The 20,410-nt window shown below is 32.3% G+C and carries 18 protein-coding genes and 1 riboswitch; of the genes, 16 read left to right on the forward strand and 2 right to left on the reverse strand.

Features of this window, described 5'->3' with window-relative positions; genetic code table 11:
* Nucleotides 1-36: 36 nt before the first annotated feature.
* Nucleotides 37-1,308, forward strand: coding sequence for a M14 family metallopeptidase (locus ACWJKS_RS01395; protein ID WP_216302302.1), 1,272 nt, complete (start codon nt 37-39; stop codon nt 1,306-1,308).
* A gap of 62 nt (nt 1,309-1,370) precedes the next feature.
* On the opposite strand, the gene abc-f is transcribed toward ACWJKS_RS01395, so the two are convergent.
* The gene (abc-f, locus tag ACWJKS_RS01400; RefSeq protein WP_216302301.1) at nt 1,371-3,296 is read right to left on the reverse strand and encodes a ribosomal protection-like ABC-F family protein; all 1,926 of its coding nucleotides are present in this window, start codon (nt 3,294-3,296) and stop codon (nt 1,371-1,373) included.
* 281 nt (nt 3,297-3,577) lie between these two features.
* On the opposite strand from abc-f, the gene ACWJKS_RS01405 reads away from it, so the two are divergent.
* From ACWJKS_RS01405 to ACWJKS_RS01460, 12 genes are all read left to right on the forward strand, one after another.
* Nucleotides 3,578-4,216: a redox-sensing transcriptional repressor Rex gene (locus ACWJKS_RS01405; protein WP_165412578.1), complete on the forward strand. Its 639-nt coding sequence runs from the start codon at nt 3,578-3,580 to the stop codon at nt 4,214-4,216.
* 193 nt (nt 4,217-4,409) lie between these two features.
* Entirely contained in the window at nt 4,410-5,189 is a 780-nt protein-coding gene (locus tag ACWJKS_RS01410) for a short-chain-enoyl-CoA hydratase (RefSeq protein WP_165412577.1), read from the forward strand.
* 82 nt (nt 5,190-5,271) lie between these two features.
* Nucleotides 5,272-6,411 (forward strand): acyl-CoA dehydrogenase, encoded by a 1,140-nt coding sequence (locus ACWJKS_RS01415; protein WP_165412576.1) that lies wholly within the window; start codon nt 5,272-5,274, stop codon nt 6,409-6,411.
* 14 nt (nt 6,412-6,425) lie between these two features.
* On the forward strand, nt 6,426-7,208 hold the full coding sequence (locus ACWJKS_RS01420) for an electron transfer flavoprotein subunit beta/FixA family protein (protein ID WP_216302299.1): 783 nt from the start codon (nt 6,426-6,428) through the stop codon (nt 7,206-7,208).
* Between the two features lie 20 nt (nt 7,209-7,228).
* Nucleotides 7,229-8,236 carry an electron transfer flavoprotein subunit alpha/FixB family protein gene (locus ACWJKS_RS01425; RefSeq protein WP_216302298.1) on the forward strand — a complete coding sequence of 336 codons (1,008 nt, stop codon included), beginning with the start codon at nt 7,229-7,231 and terminating at the stop codon, nt 8,234-8,236.
* Between the two features lie 118 nt (nt 8,237-8,354).
* On the forward strand, nt 8,355-9,203 hold the full coding sequence (locus tag ACWJKS_RS01430) for a 3-hydroxybutyryl-CoA dehydrogenase (RefSeq protein ID WP_165412573.1): 849 nt from the start codon (nt 8,355-8,357) through the stop codon (nt 9,201-9,203).
* A 201-nt stretch (nt 9,204-9,404) separates the two neighbouring features.
* Nucleotides 9,405-10,571: an iron-containing alcohol dehydrogenase gene (locus ACWJKS_RS01435; RefSeq protein WP_216302297.1), complete on the forward strand. Its 1,167-nt coding sequence runs from the start codon at nt 9,405-9,407 to the stop codon at nt 10,569-10,571.
* Nucleotides 10,572-10,981: 410 nt separating this feature from the next.
* The gene (locus ACWJKS_RS01440; RefSeq protein ID WP_462958822.1) at nt 10,982-11,851 is read left to right on the forward strand and encodes a sulfide/dihydroorotate dehydrogenase-like FAD/NAD-binding protein; all 870 of its coding nucleotides are present in this window, start codon (nt 10,982-10,984) and stop codon (nt 11,849-11,851) included.
* Nucleotides 11,851-13,233 carry an NADPH-dependent glutamate synthase gene (gene gltA, locus ACWJKS_RS01445; protein ID WP_216302295.1) on the forward strand — a complete coding sequence of 461 codons (1,383 nt, stop codon included), beginning with the start codon at nt 11,851-11,853 and terminating at the stop codon, nt 13,231-13,233. Before ACWJKS_RS01440 ends, gltA begins: the two co-directional genes overlap by 1 nt.
* 112 nt (nt 13,234-13,345) lie before the next feature.
* Nucleotides 13,346-13,768 (forward strand): C-GCAxxG-C-C family (seleno)protein, encoded by a 423-nt coding sequence (locus ACWJKS_RS01450; protein WP_220287509.1) that lies wholly within the window; start codon nt 13,346-13,348, stop codon nt 13,766-13,768.
* 11 nt (nt 13,769-13,779) lie between these two features.
* Nucleotides 13,780-14,661 (forward strand): DNA-3-methyladenine glycosylase family protein, encoded by an 882-nt coding sequence (locus tag ACWJKS_RS01455; protein WP_216302344.1) that lies wholly within the window; start codon nt 13,780-13,782, stop codon nt 14,659-14,661.
* A 79-nt stretch (nt 14,662-14,740) separates the two neighbouring features.
* Entirely contained in the window at nt 14,741-15,454 is a 714-nt protein-coding gene (locus tag ACWJKS_RS01460) for a TVP38/TMEM64 family protein (RefSeq protein ID WP_216302293.1), read from the forward strand.
* Nucleotides 15,455-15,485: 31 nt separating this feature from the next.
* On the opposite strand, the gene ACWJKS_RS01465 is transcribed toward ACWJKS_RS01460, so the two are convergent.
* On the reverse strand, nt 15,486-16,196 hold the full coding sequence (locus ACWJKS_RS01465) for a TIGR01906 family membrane protein (RefSeq protein ID WP_462960278.1): 711 nt from the start codon (nt 16,194-16,196) through the stop codon (nt 15,486-15,488).
* 292 nt (nt 16,197-16,488) lie between these two features.
* Here ACWJKS_RS01465 and ACWJKS_RS01470 point away from each other — a divergent pair, with 292 nt between their 5' ends.
* The 3 genes from ACWJKS_RS01470 to guaB all read left to right on the forward strand — a co-directional run bounded on the left by ACWJKS_RS01470 (nt 16,489) and on the right by guaB (nt 20,389).
* Nucleotides 16,489-16,776 (forward strand): co-chaperone GroES, encoded by a 288-nt coding sequence (locus ACWJKS_RS01470; RefSeq protein ID WP_165412565.1) that lies wholly within the window; start codon nt 16,489-16,491, stop codon nt 16,774-16,776.
* Between the two features lie 78 nt (nt 16,777-16,854).
* Nucleotides 16,855-18,483: a chaperonin GroEL gene (groL, locus tag ACWJKS_RS01475; RefSeq protein WP_165412564.1), complete on the forward strand. Its 1,629-nt coding sequence runs from the start codon at nt 16,855-16,857 to the stop codon at nt 18,481-18,483.
* 200 nt (nt 18,484-18,683) lie between these two features.
* Nucleotides 18,684-18,781, forward strand: a riboswitch (purine riboswitch).
* 153 nt (nt 18,782-18,934) lie between these two features.
* Complete coding sequence (guaB, locus tag ACWJKS_RS01480) at nt 18,935-20,389, forward strand: IMP dehydrogenase (RefSeq protein ID WP_165412563.1); 1,455 nt, start codon at nt 18,935-18,937, stop codon at nt 20,387-20,389.
* The last annotated feature ends 21 nt before the right edge of the window (nt 20,390-20,410 follow it).

Genomic DNA, 20,410 nt, shown 5'->3' on the forward strand with positions numbered 1-20,410 from the left:
ATAATAGTATTATAGAAAAATTTAGGAGGGTAAAAGTTGCAAACCCTAAAAATAGGCTCAAGAGGAACATCGGTAATGGAAATACAAGCACTACTTAATAAATTAGGCTATGATGTAGGAGGAATAGACGGAATTTACGGAACTAAAACGGCACAGGCAGTATTGATGTTTCAAAGATATTTTGGCTTATCACCTACAGGCACAGTAAATGATGATACTTATAAACTTATGAATAGATTTTTAATGGGTTATGATACTTATAGAATTAGACCGGGTGATACAATATACCTTATAGCAAGTAAGTACTTTGTGACCGTAGAAAGTATAATTACTGCAAATCCTCAAATAAATCCTAACAACTTGCAGGTTGGAGAGGTGATCATAGTTCCATATTCATTAGATGTAGTTTATACAAATATTGATTACACTTATGATATTATGAAAAAAGATTTAGAAGGGCTAAAGGCTAGATACCCATTTATTGAAGTGGCTAGTGGCGGCAAGAGTGAGCTTGGAAAAGAACTTTATTATGTGAAACTCGGTAATGGACCCAATAAAGTTTTTTATAATGGATCTCATCATGCTATTGAATGGATAACTACTGTGCTTTTGATGAAGTTTATTGAAAACTTTTCTAAAGCCTATGCAACAGGTGAAAATATAGAAGGGTATAGTGCCTTAGATATCTGGAATAAAAGTACTATATACATTATGCCTATGGTAAATCCAGATGGGATTGACTTAGTGCTTAATGGCCTAGAGAGGAGTAACCCATACTACAATGATTTAATTAAGTGGAATAATGGGAGTTCTGATTTTTCTAAAACATGGAGTGCTAATATTCGCGGTGTAGACCTTAATCATAACTATGATGCTATGTGGCAAAAATCAAAGGACGCGGAAAAAAGTTATGGCGTATATGGACCGGGCCCTACAAGATATTCAGGTACTGCGCCAGAATCAGAATCAGAGTCTAAAGCGGTAGCAGATTTTACAAGAAAACATGGGTTTAGATTAGTAATAGCGTATCACACCCAAGGGGAAGTAATATACTGGGATTTTCAAAATTTGGCAAGTGCTGAGGCTAGAAAAATAGGAGAGATATTTTCCTCTTTAAGTGGTTATGAATTAGCAGAAACCTATGGAATCACAAGCTATGCAGGATATAAGGATTGGTTTATAGAAAAATATAGAAGGCCGGGTTATACCATTGAGGTCGGAATTGGAAAAAATCCTCTGCCAATAAGTCAGTTTAATAAAATTTATAAGGACAATATTAAAGTTTTATTAGAAGGGGCATTAATTTAGGTATCTAAAAGAAAAAGCTCTTAGACCACAAATGTTTGATTGTGTGCTAAGAGCCTTAATTTTTAGTCCACTTCCGATATAAAGTCTTCCCAGTTTGCATAAAGAGTTTCAAGTTCGGTTTTAATACTAGAAATTTGATTGTTTGTCTCAACACTCCGACTAGGACTTGAATAAATCTCTTCAAGGCAAAGATCACTATTTAATTTTTCTAATCGCTGTTCCGATGAGGTAATTTTATCTTCTAGGTCTTTTAAATCGATTTTCTTTTGTTTTTCTAGTTTTTGTTCATCTCTCTTCTTTCTTTTATCAAGATTAATTTGAGTTTTTGACATGCCGTCGTAGGCTTCTTCTACTTGGAACCTTAGAGGGTTTTTCTTTTTTTCTATATAATAAGTATAATTACCTAAATACTCTTTAAGACCATCTTGTTTTAATTCAAGTATTTTAGTAATTACCTTGTTTAAGAAATACCTATCATGAGATATTACAAGAACAGTACCGTCATATCCAAGTATCGAATCTTCTAAAGCTTCACGAGACATAATATCTAAGTGATTTGTTGGCTCATCTAATAGTAAAAAGTTGGATTTTGATAGCATTATTTTTAGAAGATTAATTCTACATCTTTCACCACCACTCAATGTGGATATACTTTTAAATACATCTTCTCCTATGAATAAAAATGCAGCTAATGCAGTACGTACTTCTGTGGTAGTAAGTTTAGGAAATTCATCCCAAACCTCATCTATTATAGTTTTTTCTGGATTCAAATTTGATTGTTCTTGGTCATAATATCCTACAAAAATATTTTTGCCCAATATTTTTATACCTGTATCACTTGAAATTTTATCCATTATAATATTTAAAAGAGTGGTTTTGCCACGACCATTTTCACCAATAAGAGCGAACTTTTCGGATCTTTTTATATCTAGATTTAAATTCTCAAACAAAAGATTGTCTCCAAATCGTTTTGATAAATTTTCTGCATGGAGAACGTCATTTCCGCTTTTAATTTCTGTTTCAAATTTGATTTTAGTTTCCCTAGGAGCTGTGTCGGGGGAATCAACCCGGTCGAGTTTATCTAAGGATTTTTGTCTGCTCTCTGCAGCTCTTACACTTTTTTCTCTATTAAAGGATCTATATCTAGTTATGATGTCCTCTTGCCTTTTTATTTCTGAGCGTTGCAAATTGTATGCTTTTAATTGAACTTCATAATTTTTTTTCTTTAAATCAATAAAATTTGTATAATTTCCATTATAAGAATCTACATGACCGTTAGTAAGTTCAAAAGTTTTATTGGTAATAGCATCTAAAAAGAATCTATCGTGGGATATTATAAAAATAGTTCCTTTATAAGATTTCAAATAATCTTCTAACCATTCTATAGCATCTAAGTCTAGGTGGTTAGTAGGTTCATCTAATAAAAGAATATCGGGATTTTTAAGTAATAATTTGCATAGTGCAACTCTAGTCTTTTGACCTCCACTTAGTATGTTTATTGGCTTATTATAATCTTCTTCCATAAAGCCAAGACCTTTGAGAACCTTATTAATTTCAGCTTTATATGTGTAGCCGCCCCTGTTATTGTAAAGTTCACAGATTAATGTATATTCTTTTATTATTCTATTATTATATTCTTCTTTGGAAGTATCATAAGGTTCATTCATTTTTGATTCTAAATTGTTAAGTCTTTTTTCGAGGCCTAATAGATCGTGGAATACTAAAAGAGTTTCTTCATATATAGTATTACTTAAAGTTAATTCAAGATTTTGAGATAGATAACCAACTTTTTTATTTTTATCTATAAATAGCTCACCATTATCATAATCCAATTGTGATGTGAGTATTTTAAAAAGCGTAGATTTACCTGCCCCATTAGCACCAATAAATCCAATCTTTTCACCTTCATTTATACTTAAAGTTATTTTGTCTAAAATAACATCTATGCCGTAACTTTTGTGAATATCCTTGCAACTTAAAACTATCATTGTTTTCACCTTCCCTGTTATGTAGTATTAAAAAAATTCAACTTAATTAGTTATAAATATTAATTAAAGTTGCTTCATATATTATTGTACTATTTATATTTAATTTTTTGTAGTAAAAAAGAAATATATATAGATTAATTTTTAATAATAGTATATATATATATATAATGGTAATAATTTCACAATAACTACTAAATTTATAGCAAAAGTAGTTTTAATTTATAATAGTGTGTTAGTATAGATAGTATGTAATTTATGATATTCGTAGAGGAGTGTATATTGTGGAAAGAAAAAAGAATATATCAATGGCAGTTATTAAAAGATTGCCTAAATACCATAGATATTTAAAAGAACTTTTAAGAAATGATGTAGATAGGATATCCTCGAAAGAATTGGGCGAAAAGATTGGGTTTACAGCATCTCAAATTAGACAAGACTTAAATTGTTTTGGAGATTTTGGACAACAGGGATACGGATATAATGTTAAAGAATTGTTGAATGAAATTAGTGGAATACTAGGACTCTCAAAAGAATATAAGATGGTAATAGTAGGCGCGGGGAATATCGGGCAAGCTATTGCCAATTATACTAATTTTGAAAAGCTATCATTTAACTTGGCGGGTATTTTTGATGTTAACCCAAAGCTTATAGGATTAAAAATTAGAGATGTTGAAGTAATAGACTTAGATGAATTAGCGCGTTTCCTTAAAGCGACACCAATAGATATTGGCGTAATATGTGTTCCACATATTAGTGCTCAAAAAGTTAGTGACATAATGGTAGCAAATGGGGTTAAAGGTATATGGAATTTTGCACCTGTGGATTTAGAGGTGCCTGTAGAAACAATTGTGGAGAATGTCCATTTAAGTGAGAGCTTGCTAACACTTAGTTGTTTAATGAATGACAAATCATATTCATAAAATTTACAAAGTTTATAAAGTTTATGAAATCAACAAGATTAATTTAAAAGATTATGAATATTTCTTGTTGAAATAATTACTATAAAGAGATATAATGTAATTGAGGCGAAGGGCTTCAATTACATTTAGGTTTATTTGTTATATTATTAACAAATATTTAATGAATGGATTAATTCGTAAGGAGTTGATTGTTATGGAATACAAGAATATTGTTCTTCAAAAAGAAGACAAAGTCGCAATACTTACAATTAGTAGACCAAAGGCTCTAAATGCATTAAATACAGAAACATTAAAAGAGCTAGATTTAGCAATAGATGAAATTGCTGAAGATGATAAAATCTACGCAGTGATCTTAACAGGAGAAGGAAAAGCTTTCGTAGCAGGGGCTGACATCACCGAAATGAAAGATCTTAATGTTATGGGTGGAAGGAAATTTGGAAATCTAGGGAATAAAGTTTTCAGAAAACTAGAAACTTTAGAAAAACCTATAATAGCTGCAGTAAACGGTTTTGCGCTAGGTGGAGGATGTGAACTTTCTATGGCTTGTGATATTAGAATCGCTTCTTCAAAAGCAAAATTTGGACAACCTGAGGTAGGTCTTGGAATAACTCCTGGCTTTGGAGGTACGCAAAGACTTCCTAGACTTGTAGGACTTGGAATGGCTAAAGAACTAATTTATACAGCAAAGATTATTAATGCGGAAGAGGCATTAAGAATTGGACTTGTAAATAAAGTAGTTGATCCAGAAAATTTATTATCAGAAGCTAAAGCACTAGCAAATACAATTGCAGGACAAGCACCTATTGCTGTAAGCTTTTGTAAGGCAGCAATCAATAAGGGAATACAAATAGATATAGATTCAGCGCTTTCATACGAATCAGAGATATTCGGAGAATGTTATGCGACTGAAGATCAAAAAAATGGAATGACAGCATTTATTGAAAAAACAGAAAAATGCTTTAAAAATAAGTAATAAAAAGTATTCTGTAAAAAGAATAGGCAGATAACAATTAAAGATTATTATTTGTCTCAGAGAATAGTGAGGAGGAAAGTTCATGAATTTTGCATTGACAAAAGAACAAGAATTTGTAAAACAGATGGTAAGTGAGTTCGCATTAAACGAAGTTAAACCTTTAGCTGCGGAAATAGACGTGACAGAAAGATTTCCTAGCGAAACTGTAGAGAAAATGGCTAGATACCATATGATGGGTATCCCAATTGCTACTAAATACGGTGGAGCAGGCGGAAATAATGTATCATACATTATGGCTGTTGAAGAACTATCAAAAGCATGTGCAACTACAGGAGTTATACTATCAGCTCATACTTCATTATGTGCTGGCCCAATAGATGCTTTCGGTACAGAAGAACAAAAAATGAAATATTTAGTTCCACTTGCAAAAGGTGAAAAACTAGGAGCTTTTGGACTAACTGAACCTAATGCAGGAACAGATGCGTCAGGTCAACAAACTACAGCAACTTTAGATGGTGATAACTATATATTAAATGGTTCAAAAATATTTATCACAAACGGTGGAGTAGCAGATACATTTGTAGTTTTTGCAATGACTGATAAAACTAAGGGAACAAAAGGAATCACTGCTTTCATAGTTGAAAAAGAGTTTCCAGGATTCTCAATTGGTAAACACGAAGATAAATTAGGAATAAGAGCATCATCAACTACAGAACTTGTATTTGAAAACTGCATAGTTCCTAAAGAAAACATGCTTGGAAAAGAAGGAAGAGGGTTCGGTATCGCAATGAAAACCCTTGATGGAGGAAGAATCGGAGTAGCGGCTCAAGCCCTAGGAATTGCAGAAGGCGCACTCAATGAAGCTACTAAATACATGAAAGAAAGAAAACAATTTGGAAAACCACTTTCAGCATTCCAAGGTTTACAATGGATGGTTGCAGAACTTGATGTTAAAATTGAGGCTTCTAAACTTTTAATATATAAAGCAGCATGGAATAAAGATAATGGTTTACCATATACAGTAGAAGCTGCTAGAGCAAAATTATTTGCGTCAGAAACAGCTATGGAAGTTACAACTAAAGCTGTTCAAATCTTCGGAGGATATGGATATACTAAAGAATATCCATTAGAAAGAATGATGAGAGATGCTAAGATAACTGAGATATATGAAGGAACTTCAGAAGTTCAAAGAATGGTTATAGCTGGAAATTTATTAAAGTAGGAGGAGATTAAGGAATGAATATAGTTGTATGTTTAAAACAAGTTCCAGATACAAACGAAGTTAAAATAGATCCTAAAACAGGAACACTTATAAGAGAAGGCGTTCCATCAATAATAAATCCAGATGATAAAAATGCACTGGAAGAATCTTTAAGATTAAAAGATGAACATGGTGCACATGTAACAGTAATAAGCATGGGACCCCCACAAGCAGAAAAAGCTTTGAGAGAAGCTTTAGCTATGGGAGCTGATGAAGCAATATTAGTATCTGACAGAGCATTCGCAGGAGCAGATACATTAGCTACATCTCATGCACTTGCAGCGACTTTAAAGAAATTAGATTATGACGTAGTGTTTGCAGGCAGACAAGCTATAGACGGAGATACAGCGCAAGTTGGACCTGAAATAGCAGAACATTTAAATCTTGCTCAAATAACATATGTTGAAAAAGTTGATGTAATTAAGGGTGGATTAAAAGTTAGAAGAGCTTGGGAAGACGGATATGAAGATATAGAAGTTAAGACTCCTGTTCTTTTAACAGCAATAAAAGAGTTGAATGAGCCAAGATATATGAACATAAAAAGCATTTTTGAAATGTTCCAAAATAAAGAAGTAAAAGTTTGGAATGCAGCAGATATCGGAGCAGACATAGCTGTTCTCGGTCTTAAAGGTTCACCAACAAAGGTTAAAAAGTCTATGACCAAAGAAGCTAAGGGAAAAGGCGAATTAATACAATTACCAGCTAATGAAGCTGCTTTATATGTAGTTTCAAAATTAAAAGAAAATCACTTTATCTAAGAAGCAGGGAGGATTAAGTTATGAATATAGAAGAGTACAAGGGCGTATGGGTCTTTGCTGAGCAAAGAGACGGAGAACTTCAAAAGATTTCATTTGAACTTTTAGGTAAGGGACGTGAAATAGCAGATAAATTAGGAGAAGAATTAACAGCTGTATTACTTGGAGATAAAACGGATGATATGGTTAAAGAATTAGTAGCATATGGCGCTGACAAAGTAATAGTTGCTAGTCATCCATTATTGGGCCACTTTACAACTGATGCATATACAAAAGTAATATGTGATCTTGCAAATGAAAGAAAACCAGAAATTATATTTGTAGGAGCAAGTTATTTAGGAAGAGATTTAGGACCAAGAGTATCCGCAAGACTTTCAACAGGACTTACTGCTGATTGCACTTCATTAGATATAGATACAGAAAACAACAATCTAATGATGACAAGACCAGCATTTGGAGGAAACTTAATGGCTACAATAGTTTGTGGAGAACATAGACCACAAATGGCTACTATTAGACCAGGAGTTTTTGAAAAATTAGCTAGAGATGAAAAAAGAAGCTGCCCAGTTGAAAAAATAACTGTAAACTTAGAAGAATCAGATATCAGAACTAAAACAGTAGACGTTGTAAAAGTTGCTTCAGTTTTAGCGGATATCGGAGAAGCTAACATTATAGTATCTGGTGGTCGTGGAGTTGGAAGTAAAGAAAACTTCGCGTTACTTGAAAAACTTGCAGTTACCATAGGTGGAGTTGTTGGAGCATCAAGAGCTGCAGTTGAGAATGGTTGGATAGATAAAGCAGTTCAAGTAGGTCAAACAGGAAAAACTGTAAGACCAACTGTATACATAGCTTGCGGTATTTCAGGAGCAATTCAGCATTTAGCTGGTATGCAAGATTCTGATTTCATAATAGCTATAAACAAAGATGCAACAGCGCCAATCATGAAAGCTGCTGATGTAGCAATCGCTGGAGATTTCATAAAAGTTATTCCAGAAATGATAGCTCAGATTAATACATTAAGAAACAAATAATTAGATTTTAAAGTAGTATTTAAATGAACTTGCTCTAATGCTGAAATTTAGCATTAGAGTAAGTTTTAAAAATATTTATTACTTTTAGTTTTTAAAAAAATAAAAGGAGTGTGTTATTATGAAAAAGATTTTTGTACTTGGAGCTGGAACTATGGGAGCGGGTATTGTTCAAACATTCGCAGTAAGTGGTTGCGAAGTAATAATGAGAGATATTAAAGATGAATTTGTTGATAGAGGACTTGTTACAATTAAAAAGAATTTAGAAAGATTAGTTAAAAAAGAAAAAATTACTGAAGCACAAATGGAAGAAATACTTTCAAGAATTACAGGAACTACTGATATGGAATTAGCAGCAGACTGTGATTTAGTAGTTGAAGCAGCTGTAGAAATTATGAAAATAAAGAAAGAAATTTTTGCAGAACTTGACAGAATATGTAAGCCGGAAACTATATTATCATCAAATACATCATCACTGTCTATAACTGAAGTAGGAGCTGCTACAAATAGACCTGACAAAGTTATAGGAATGCATTTCTTTAATCCAGCTCCAATGATGAAGCTTGTAGAAATAATTAAAGGAATGGGTACGTCCACTGAAACTTTCGATGCAGTTAAAGAAATTGCAATTGCTATCGGTAAGGATCCAGTAGAAGTTGCTGAAGCTCCTGGATTTGTTGTAAACAGAATATTAATACCAATGATTAACGAAGCTGTAGGAATACTTGCAGAAGGTGTTGCATCTGCAGAAGATATCGATAAAGCAATGAAACTTGGCGCTAATCATCCAATGGGACCTCTAGCACTAGGAGACCTTATAGGTCTTGATGTATGTCTTGCTATCATGGATGTTTTATATACTGAAACAGGAGACAATAAGTACAGAGCTCATAGTCTTTTAAGAAAATATGTTAGAGGCGGATTGCTAGGAAGAAAAACTAAAAAGGGAATATTTGATTATTCGAAATAAGATATTATTTTAATATGAACAATGAATTTAGAGAGCATTACAACTTGTAGAGGGTTGTAATGCTCTTGTTTTAATGTTGACTTTGCATTGTTAATGATATATCATTAACAATGCAACAGAAAAATGACAAAAGTTGGTATAAACAACTAAGTATAAACGTATAAAAGAATATAATATTTTTTAAAAATGGGGGGAAATATAATGAATAGATTTACGTTACCAAGAGATATTTATTTTGGAGAAAATTCATTAGAGGTGTTAAAAACCTTAAAAGGCAGAAAAGCAGTAATAGTTACTGGCGGAAGCTCTATGAAAAGATTCGGATTCTTAGATACGGTTGAAGCTTATTTAAAAGAAGCTGGAATTGAAGTTAAGCATATTACTGGAGTAGAACCAGATCCATCGGTAGAAACAGTTATGAACGGTGCAGCAGTAATGAGAGAATTCCAGCCGGACTTAATAGTATCAATCGGGGGTGGTTCACCAATTGACGCAGCAAAAGCTATGTGGATTTTTTATGAGTATCCAGAATTTACTTTTGAACAAGCGGTTATACCATTTGGTATTCCTGACTTAAGACAAAAAGCTAAATTTATAGCTATACCATCAACTAGTGGAACAGCAACCGAAGTTACAGCATTTTCAGTAATTACTGACTATAAAGCAAAAATAAAATATCCTTTAGCGGATTTCAACTTAACACCAGATATAGCAATAGTAGACCCAGCACTAGCTCAAACAATGCCACCTAAATTAGTAGCACATACAGGTATGGATGCATTAACACATGCATTTGAGGCTTATGTAGCAGGGCTTAGGTCAAGCTTTTCAGATCCTCTTGCAATACAAGCTATAACTATGATTAGAGAAAATATATTAAAATCATTTGAAGGTGATGTGGAAGCGAGAAATGAAATGCACATTGCACAATGTCTTGCGGGAATGGCATTTTCCAACGCACTACTAGGAATATCTCATAGTATGGCACACAAAATAGGTGGCGTATTTCATGTTGCACATGGCTTAGCTAATGCAATATTACTTCCATATGTTATAGATTTTAACAAAAAATCTTGTGGAGATAGATATGCTACAATTGCTAGAAGTCTTAATTTAGCTGGAAATACAGAAGATGAATTAATTGATTCATTAACTGATATGATAAGAGATTTAAATAAAGCTATGAATATACCAACTTCTTTAAAGGAAAACGGAATGACAAAAGAAGAGTTTGATGCAAATGTAGATTTTATATCTGAAAATGCTATAAAAGATGCATGCACAGGATCTAACCCAAGACCAATAAATACTTGCGAAATGAAAAAGATATTAACTTGTACCTTTACAGGAGAAAAAGTTAAATTTTAACGACATTTCAGAAGGAAAGTCTCCCAATTCTATAAGTGGGAGTACCTACTTTAAGTAGGAGTATAAATCTCCTTCTGAAGTCGTTAATATGCAGCTCCGCAGGAGATGATTTAATATTAGGCACATTATGAAATTGTACCAATAGACAATAATTAAATGATTAATAAGAGGACAGGTAGTAAAGAGCATTAGTATTTAATACTCTTTACTACCTGTCTATTTTGACTTAGTATTTTCACTCTAATAAAAATTTCAAGTGAAATTTATTTTGACAAAATAGAGATAATGTAAAATGTATTTTAACAAATATATAATTTAGATTTTTGTGGTAAAATGAATATATAATAACGAAGGTTTTAGTGTAGGAACATAGGCAGACCAAAATCATATATGAATATGGAGGATTAAAAATGTATAAAATAGTCGAAAAGAGAGCATTAGCACCTCAGATATTCTTAATGGATATTGAGGCTCCGAGAGTAGCTAAATCAGCAAAACCAGGTCAATTTATAATTATAAAGATGGATGAAAAAGGCGAAAGAATACCTTTAACAATTAGTGATTATGATGCGTTAAGAGGTACAGTAACTATAGTAGTTCAAACAATAGGTTGTTCAACAAAAAAAATGGAAAAGTATGAAATTGGTGACTCATTTTCAGATTTTGTAGGACCACTTGGACAAGCATCTGAATTAATGAGTGAGAGCATTGAAGATTTAAAGAAAAAGAAAATTGTGTTTGTAGCTGGCGGGCTAGGAACTGCACCAGTTTACCCTCAAGTTAAATGGCTCAGCGATCAAGGTATTAAGGCAGACGTAATAATAGGCGCAAAGGCTAAAGATTATGTAATTATGGAAGAAGAAATGAAGAAAGTAGCAGGGAATGTATATCCATGTACTGATGATGGTTCATATGGATATAAGGGACTTGTCACAAATAAATTAAAAGAATTAGTTCAAAATGATGGCATAAAATACGATTTAGTTGTTGCAATTGGACCAATGATAATGATGAAATTTGTTTGCAAATTGACTGAAGAACTTGGAATATCAACTATTGTAAGCATGAATCCTATTATGGTTGATGGAACAGGAATGTGTGGAGCTTGCAGACTTACTGTAGATGGTGAGACTAAATTTGCTTGCGTTGATGGTCCAGAATTTGATGGTCATAAAGTTAATTTTGATGAGGCAATGAGAAGACAAACAATGTACAAAACTCAAGAGAGTTCTAAAGGTGAAGGCATTAAAGCAGGCTGCGGTTTAGGAGGTGCTAAATAATGGGTAAAATGAACAGAGTTGCAATAGGGGAACAAGATCCAAAAGTAAGAGCAACTAATTTTGAAGAGGTATGTTTAGGATATACAGAGGACGAAGCAGTTGAGGAAGCTACAAGGTGTTTAAATTGTAAAAAGCCAATGTGTGTTGGAAAATGTCCAGTAGCAATAGATATTCCTGGGTTCATAGCTCACATAAAAAATAGAGAATTTACAGAGGCAGTTAAGGTAATTGCAAAATATAGTGCGTTACCAGCAGTCTGTGGAAGAGTTTGTCCACAAGAAACTCAATGCGAAAGCAAATGTATATTAGGAATAAAGGGAGATGCCATAGCTATTGGTAAACTTGAAAGATTTGTAGGTGACTATTCAAGAGAGCATAATGTTGACCTTTCAGAAACAAAACCTAAAAATGGCATTAAGGTTGCGGTAATCGGAAGTGGTCCTTCAGGACTTACCTGCGCAGGAGATTTAGCTAAAGCTGGGTACGATGTAACTATTTTTGAAGCACTTCATGAAGCTGGTGGAGTTTTGGTATATGGAATTCCAGAGTTTAGGTTGCCAAAAGATACAGTTGTTAAACATGAAGTTGAAAATGTTAAGAAATTAGGAGTTAAATTAGAAACGAATGTGATAGTAGGACGAACTGTAACAATAAATCAGCTGATGGAAGAAGAAGATTTTAAAGCTGTATTTATCGGTTCAGGTGCTGGACTTCCAATGTTCATGGGAATACCAGGAGAAAATTTAAATGGAGTATTTTCTGCTAATGAATATTTAACTAGAAGCAATTTGATGAAAGCATTTAAAGAGGGGTATCAGACTCCTATAAGAACAGGTGAAAAGGTTGCTGTTGTAGGTGGAGGAAATGTTGCTATGGACTCTGTGCGTACAGCAGTGAGACTTGGAGCAGAAGGGCACATAGTGTACAGGAGATCAGAATCAGAACTTCCTGCAAGAGCCGAAGAAGTGCATCACGCAAAAGAAGAGGGAGTTATAATGGATTTACTTGTGAATCCAATTGAAATCCTAGGAGATGAAAAAGGGAATGTTATAGGCATGAAGTGTATAAGAATGGAGCTAGGAGAACCCGATGCATCAGGAAGAAGAAGACCTATAGCGATTGAAGGGTCGGAATTCATAATGGATGTAAATACGGTTATAATGTCTCTAGGTACATCACCAAATCCATTAATTCCTTTAACAACAGAAGGGTTAGAAATCAATAAATGGAAGTGCATAGTTGCAGAAGATGAAACAGGATTAACATCTAAAAAGAATGTATATGCTGGTGGAGATGCTGTTTCAGGAGCTGCTACAGTTATATTAGCTATGGAAGCAGGTAAAAAAGCTGCTAAAGCTATAGATGGAATGTTAACAAAATAATAATTTTTAAATTACAAACTCCATAAACAAAGGTTTATGGAGTTTGTTTTAAAAAAGTGAGGACAGGTAACAACTATTTGGTATAATAATATTGCATAGGAGGAGGTATATTATGTTAATAGATAAAATAAATAAATATTACACTAAGGAATATGATTTAAGTTGTGCTGAGGTGATGATTTACGCTGCTAGTGATGAATATAATATGAAATTAAAAAGCGAAACGTTTAAAACTATGTCATCCTTTGGTGGAGGAATGGGTATTGAGAGCGTATGCGGAGCAATAACAGGTTCTTTGGCAGTTATAGGTATATTATTTACTAAAGAAAAAGCGCATGAAGGTGATAGAGTTAAAAGACTATGTCAGGAATTCTTCCAAAAATTTGAATCAAAGTTAAGCACGAATAATTGCGCGGCTCTTAAAGCAAAATATAAAAAAGAGGATGGTAGTTGCAAGGTAATGATTGAAACTGCTACTGAAATATTAGATGAAATTGTGATACGCGAATTAAAAGTTAATAATTTAACTCAATGAAAGGAAAAATTATGGATTACAAAAATATTGAATCATTTAATGAAGGCATTATAATAAAAGATGTAGAGAACTTTGAACTAGACCATATATTCGAATGTGGGCAATGCTTTAGATGGGACAAGGAGCCTAATGGCAATTACATAGGGGTAGCATATGGGAAGGTAATAGAAGTAGAAAAAAAGGGGACGCAAGTAAAGATATATAATATAAATGAGGAAGAATTTAATGAGATTTGGTGTGATTATTTTGACCTTAAAAGAAATTACACAGTTATCAAAGAGAAATTTAAGATGGATCCTCTTCTTAAAAGATCTGTTGATTTCGGGTATGGCATTAGATTATTGCAGCAGGAGCCTTTTGAACTTACCATATCATTTATAATTTCTTCAAATAATAGAATCCCAATGATAAAAAGAGCTATAAACAATTTGAGCAAAAAATGGGGAAAACCAATAGAATATAAGGGGAAAACGTACTACACATTTCCAACGCCTGCAGATTTAGAAGAAGCTACTATAGAAGAAATTCAGAGTTGTAGTCTGGGGTTTAGATCTAAATATGTAAAAAACACAGTACATCAGGTATATACTGGTGAAGTGAATTTGGAGCTTATTAAAGCCGCGGAAGATGATATTTGCCATGAAGAACTAAAAAAACTTAGTGGAATAGGCCCAAAAGTGGCGGATTGTATTATGTTATTTTCTATGCAAAAATATTCTGCTTTCCCAGTGGATGTGTGGGTTAAGAGGGCGATGCAATTTTTTTATTTAGCACCAGATGTCTCTCTACCTAAAATAAGGACCTTCGCTAGAGACAAATTTGAAAACTTAGCAGGTTTTGCACAACAGTATTTGTTTTATTATGCAAGAGAAAATAATATTAAAATAGAATAAATTAAGCAAAGCAAGTAATACTATATAAAACTATGAGTTACTATTGAAATAAATACAAGAGTGAAGAGGATGAAAAACAATGAAAAGAATGTGGAATAGTATTAGAATGAAGGTATCAGGATATAAACAATATATATTACTATCAGCAGTTTTGCTAGCTTTCGCATACATAGGATATGAATATTATTTCAAGTATTCATATATATTGAGAAATCCGAATATATTAAAAGAAGTTATTCTTTCTTATGGAAATTTCAGTGTTTTAATTTTCATTCTTATGCAGGTTTTACAAGTAGTAGTTTTTTTTATTCCAGGAGAATTTATACAAATTGCTGGAGGATATATTTTCGGTGCATTTTTAGGCGGTATAATATCTTTAATGGGTATTACTTTAGGAGGTATAATAGTATATCTTATTGCTAATAGTTATGGTAGGCCTTTTGTGGAGAAGTTGTTATTAAAAAAGAAAGTGAAATTTTTTAGAAAAATATTAAAAATAGGAAGCAAAAAAAATGTTATATTCATATTTTTTTTAATCCCAGGAATACCTAAAGATGCTCTAATATACATATGTGGAGTATCTGATGTTTCTTTTAAAGATTTCTTTATATATTCAACACTCGGTAGAATTCCAGGGATTTTTATTTCTTCTTATTTTGGTCAAAAAATAGATGCATGGGATGTTACAAGTTTAATAACTATAGGCATAACAATGAGTATTATATCAATAGTAGGGATTTTTAAAGGAAATACTATAATAAAAAATGTAATTAAAAAGAAAAAATCTTATTAAAAAGTTACGATAACACATGTTTTATAAAATATTATAAAGAGTGTAGCTTTTTATATTGTGATTTATATATACACCTTAATATTATGCTACTTATAGTAATCAAAATAATTATTAATATTGCACAATGGAAGAAAAAATCCTGTGGAAGGATCGTTATTATTGGATCGTATTCAATATCAAATAACCAGTAATCATTTTTAAAGAAAATATGATGAAAAGCAGTGAAGCTTTTATCGAAATTAATTAAAAAGGGTATAAGTAATATTATAGGTACGATAATAAGAAAAATGGAACTAGTTAACAAGTATCTTATTGTTTTGTGTCTCTTATTTATAATTATACCTATAATACTTATTAATATGGAGAAAAATAGCATTACCTTAAGATTATCAAATATTATTTTAACTTCCTTAAAATGAATTTTACCATTATTGGATGAAGGTAGCGTTGGAAGAGTGAATTCTTCAATTTTATTTTGAGTTAAATATGTGATTACATAGTCATAATTAGTCTTTAGTTCCTTTTTATTTAAATTAGAAGATTCTTCAATTTTTAAAACATCAATATCCATATAGTATAATGGTTTAAAAAGCAAAGTAAGATTTATGCTTAAAATTATAAAAGAAAAAGTAAAACTTAAGATAAAAAACGTTTTGAATGAAAATTTAATAAGCGTTTTTACATTTCTGAAAATGGAGTCTCTAAAAAAATAGTTATTAAACCATTTATATAGACTATTCATAAAATCACCTCTATTAGTGATTTTAACAATAAATCAAAATATATTCAATGATAATAAAAATGTGCTAAAATTATAATTTCATTAAAAAGTAAGTAAACAAGAGAAAAACTATATAATGCAGTGATAACTAAACATAATATAGTTTAGTTGCGTATAAATGGTATAATATATGGAATAGGTGAAGTTGATATTATAATGATTATTAATTAAAATATTAGGTATAGAACTCATTAGCACTCAGATGTGATGAGTGCTAACAAAAACAACAAAAATATATAAGGAGGGGTTTAAAATGAATATTAGACCACTTAGTGATAGAGTGTTAATTAAAAGATTAGAGGCGGAAGAAACTACAAAAAGTGGAATACTTCTTGCAGGAGCTTCAAAGGAAAAACCACAAGAGGCTGAAGTAGTTTCAGTAGGACCAGGAAAAGTTGAAGATGGGAAAGTAATTAAAATGGAAGTTAAGGCAGGGGATATAATATTATTCTCTAAATATTCAGGAAGTGAAATAAAATATGATGGTATTGAGTATATCATATTAAAGCAAGATGAACTATTAGCTGTAATTGAAAAATAACATTAACGTAATAATAATTAAATAATAATTGATAGTAAATGATTATTTAATCATTAGCGTCGTATAGGAGGGTTTAAAATGGCTAAAGATATATTGTTTGGAGAAGAAGCAAGAAGAGCTATGCAAAGAGGTGTAGATAAACTTGCAAACACTGTTAAAATAACACTCGGACCTAAAGGAAGAAATGTTATTTTAGATAAAAAGTTTGGATCACCATTAATAACAAATGATGGTGTTACTATAGCTAGGGAAATAGAGCTAGAAGATGCATTTGAAAATATGGGAGCACAACTTGTTAAAGAAGTTGCTACAAAGACAAATGATGTAGCAGGAGATGGTACAACTACAGCTACATTGCTTGCCCAAGCTATAATAAGAGAAGGTTTAAAAAATGTTACAGCTGGTGCCAATCCAATGTTAATAAGAACTGGTATAAAAATGGCTGTAGATAAAGCTGTTGAAGAAATTAAAAAATCTTCTAAACCAGTTAATGGTAAGGAAGATATATCGAGAGTTGCTGCTATATCAGCTAGTGATGAAGTAACGGGAGCTCTAATTGCTGATGCTATGGAAAGAGTAGGCAACGAAGGTGTTATAACTGTAGAAGAATCAAAATCTATGGGAACAGAACTTGATGTTGTTGAAGGAATGCAATTTGATAGAGGATATTTAAGTGCATATATGGTTACAGATGCAGAAAAAATGGAAGCAAATCTTGATGAGCCATATATTTTAATAACTGATAAGAAAATTACTAATATACAAGACATACTTCCAATACTTGAGCAAATCGTTCAACAAGGCAAAAAGTTATTAATAATTGCTGAAGATATTGAGGGTGAAGCTTTAAGCACATTAGTTGTTAATAAATTAAGAGGAACTTTTACTTGTGTAGCTGTTAAAGCACCAGGTTTTGGTGACAGAAGAAAAGAAATGCTTCAAGATATAGCAATCCTAACTGGAGGAGAAGTTATATGCGAAGAATTAGGAAGAGAACTAAAAGATGTTACTGTTGACATGCTTGGAAAAGCAGAAAGTGTTAAAATATCTAAAGAAAACACTACTATAGTAAATGGCAAGGGTGAAAAAGATACAATACATGATAGAGTTTCCCAAATTAAAAAGCAAATTGAAGAAACTACATCAGATTTTGATAGAGAAAAATTACAAGAAAGACTTGCTAAACTTGCAGGCGGAGTAGCTGTAATAAAAGTTGGAGCTGCTACTGAAACTGAATTAAAAGAAAAGAAACTCCGAATAGAAGATGCTCTTGCAGCTACAAAAGCAGCAGTTGAAGAGGGAATAGTTCCTGGTGGTGGAACAGTTTATATTAATGCTATTTCTGAGATTGCAAAATTATCATCAGATACACCAGATGTTCAAGTGGGTATTAACATAATTAAAAGAGCATTAGAAGAACCATTAAGACAAATAGCTACAAATGCTGGCGCTGAAGCTTCAGTTATAATAGAAAAAGTAAGAGAAAGCGCTGGAGAAAATGGATATGATGCTTTACGTGGAGAAATGGTAAACATGATAAAAGCTGGGATTGTTGATCCAACAAAAGTTGTAAGATCAGCACTTCAAAACGCAGCATCTGTTGCAGCAACATTCTTAACAACTGAAGTTGCAGTTGCAGATATTCCAGAAAAGAATTCAGCACCAATGGGTGGCGCACCAGGAATGGGAATGGATGGAATGTACTAAAAATAATTTGAACAATAATTATTATAAATAAAGTATATTCAAATAAAAAATTAACTAGGGTTTTGCCTTAGTTAATTTTTTTTATTTTGTTAAGCCTTATAATTATGTTTCTAGTATGTTCGCGAACTAGTTCATGAACATACTAGAAATATTCATTGACAAATGCTTAAACATTAACTATCATTATTGTAATAACAAATTCAAAGAACAATTACGCTACTCATATATACCTTGAATATGGCAAGGAGTATCTACCGGAAGCCGTAAATTTCCGACTATGAGTAATCTTAGTATGAGCTTATTTTTGGCATGCTAATTTTACTTTAGTTAAGGTAGGATTAGTATGCCTTTTTATACTTTATACCTTATTTTAAAATATCGTATATATAAATATTCTTATGCTAATTATAAAGACGAATGTAAAATAAAATTGTGAAAGGGTGTTAATTAAATGGCAAAAATATTAAAACAAGCATATACTTTCGACGATGTATTGCTAGTTCCCAATAAGTCTAAAGTATTACCTAAGGATGTTAGTTTAGTTACTTACCTTACGAAAAAAATAAAACTTAACATACCTTTAATGAGTGCTGGTATGGACACTGTTACTGAGTCTAGAATGGCTATTGCTATGGCTAGAGAGGGTGGAATAGGAACTATACATAAGAACATGAGTATTGAAAACCAAGCTATTGAAGTGGATAGAGTTAAAAGACAAGAAAATGGTGTAATTACAGATCCATTCTTCTTATCTCCAGATAATATTTTAGAAGATGCATTAGCACTAATGAGTAAATATAGAATATCAGGAGTTCCAATTACAACAAATGGTAAATTAGTTGGAATAATCACTAATAGGGATATTGTTTTCGAAACTGATTATAGTAAGAAAATTAAAGATATAATGACAAGTGAAAATCTAATTACTGCATCAGAAGGAACAAGTATGCAGGAAGCTAAAGAACTTCTTAAAAAACATAAAATAGAAAAGTTACCTTTAGTAGATAGCGAAAATTATTTAAGAGGACTTATTACTATAAAAGATATAGAGAAAACCATAAAATTTCCGAATGCTGCAAAGGATTCTAGAGGAAGATTATTATGTGGTGCAGCTGTTGGTGTAACTGTAGACATAGCGGAGCGAGTAGCAGCCTTAGTGAAAGCTGGAGTAGATGTAATAACTATAGATACAGCTCATGGACATTCTTTTGGAGTAATGGATGCAGTACGAAAAATAAAAGCTGTATACCCAGAACTTCAAATAATAGCAGGGAACGTTGCTACGAGTGAGGCAACCAGAGATTTAATTGAGGCAGGAGCGGATTGTGTAAAAGTAGGGATAGGTCCTGGATCAATTTGTACTACAAGGATTGTAGCAGGAGTAGGAGTTCCACAACTTACAGCAGTTATGGATTGCGTTGAAGAGGGGAATAAATATGGAGTTCCTGTTATTGCAGACGGCGGCATAAAATACTCAGGAGATATAGTTAAGGCATTAGCAGCAGGTGCTAAAGTGGTAATGATGGGTTCTATGTTTGCAGGCTGTGAGGAAGCTCCAGGTGAAATGGAAATCTATCAGGGAAGAAGCTATAAGGTATATAGAGGCATGGGTTCTCTAAGTGCTATGGCTTGCGGAAGTAAGGATAGGTATTTCCAAGAAGGAAATAAAAAGTTAGTTCCAGAAGGGGTAGAAGGAAGAATACCTTTCAAAGGAAGTGTTATAGAAACTATATATCAGATGATAGGCGGTATACGTTCAGGAATGGGATATTTAGGTTCTGAAACGCTAGAGCAATTATTTGAGACTTCAACCTTTGTTGTCCAAACATCAGCAGGGCTAAGAGAAAGTCATCCACATGATGTGTCAATTACAAAAGAAGCGCCAAATTATAGCGTGAACAACTAGTATAGATGAGAATAGATAAAA

The sequence above is a fragment of the Clostridium sp. CM038 genome, from assembly GCF_055081105.1.

Coding starts and splice junctions, on each gene's coding strand:
- guaB (WP_165412563.1), top strand. CDS start 18,935: ATGGCAAAAATATTAAAACAAGCATATACTTTCGACGATGTATTGCTA.
- ACWJKS_RS01450 (WP_220287509.1), top strand. CDS start 13,346: ATGTTAATAGATAAAATAAATAAATATTACACTAAGGAATATGATTTA.
- gltA (WP_216302295.1), top strand. CDS start 11,851: ATGGGTAAAATGAACAGAGTTGCAATAGGGGAACAAGATCCAAAAGTA.
- ACWJKS_RS01435 (WP_216302297.1), top strand. CDS start 9,405: ATGAATAGATTTACGTTACCAAGAGATATTTATTTTGGAGAAAATTCA.
- ACWJKS_RS01425 (WP_216302298.1), top strand. CDS start 7,229: ATGAATATAGAAGAGTACAAGGGCGTATGGGTCTTTGCTGAGCAAAGA.
- ACWJKS_RS01410 (WP_165412577.1), top strand. CDS start 4,410: ATGGAATACAAGAATATTGTTCTTCAAAAAGAAGACAAAGTCGCAATA.
- ACWJKS_RS01440 (WP_462958822.1), top strand. CDS start 10,982: ATGTATAAAATAGTCGAAAAGAGAGCATTAGCACCTCAGATATTCTTA.
- abc-f (WP_216302301.1), bottom strand. CDS start 3,296: ATGATAGTTTTAAGTTGCAAGGATATTCACAAAAGTTACGGCATAGAT.
- groL (WP_165412564.1), top strand. CDS start 16,855: ATGGCTAAAGATATATTGTTTGGAGAAGAAGCAAGAAGAGCTATGCAA.
- ACWJKS_RS01455 (WP_216302344.1), top strand. CDS start 13,780: ATGGATTACAAAAATATTGAATCATTTAATGAAGGCATTATAATAAAA.
- ACWJKS_RS01460 (WP_216302293.1), top strand. CDS start 14,741: ATGAAAAGAATGTGGAATAGTATTAGAATGAAGGTATCAGGATATAAA.
- ACWJKS_RS01430 (WP_165412573.1), top strand. CDS start 8,355: ATGAAAAAGATTTTTGTACTTGGAGCTGGAACTATGGGAGCGGGTATT.
- ACWJKS_RS01470 (WP_165412565.1), top strand. CDS start 16,489: ATGAATATTAGACCACTTAGTGATAGAGTGTTAATTAAAAGATTAGAG.
- ACWJKS_RS01420 (WP_216302299.1), top strand. CDS start 6,426: ATGAATATAGTTGTATGTTTAAAACAAGTTCCAGATACAAACGAAGTT.
- ACWJKS_RS01415 (WP_165412576.1), top strand. CDS start 5,272: ATGAATTTTGCATTGACAAAAGAACAAGAATTTGTAAAACAGATGGTA.
- ACWJKS_RS01465 (WP_462960278.1), bottom strand. CDS start 16,196: ATGAATAGTCTATATAAATGGTTTAATAACTATTTTTTTAGAGACTCC.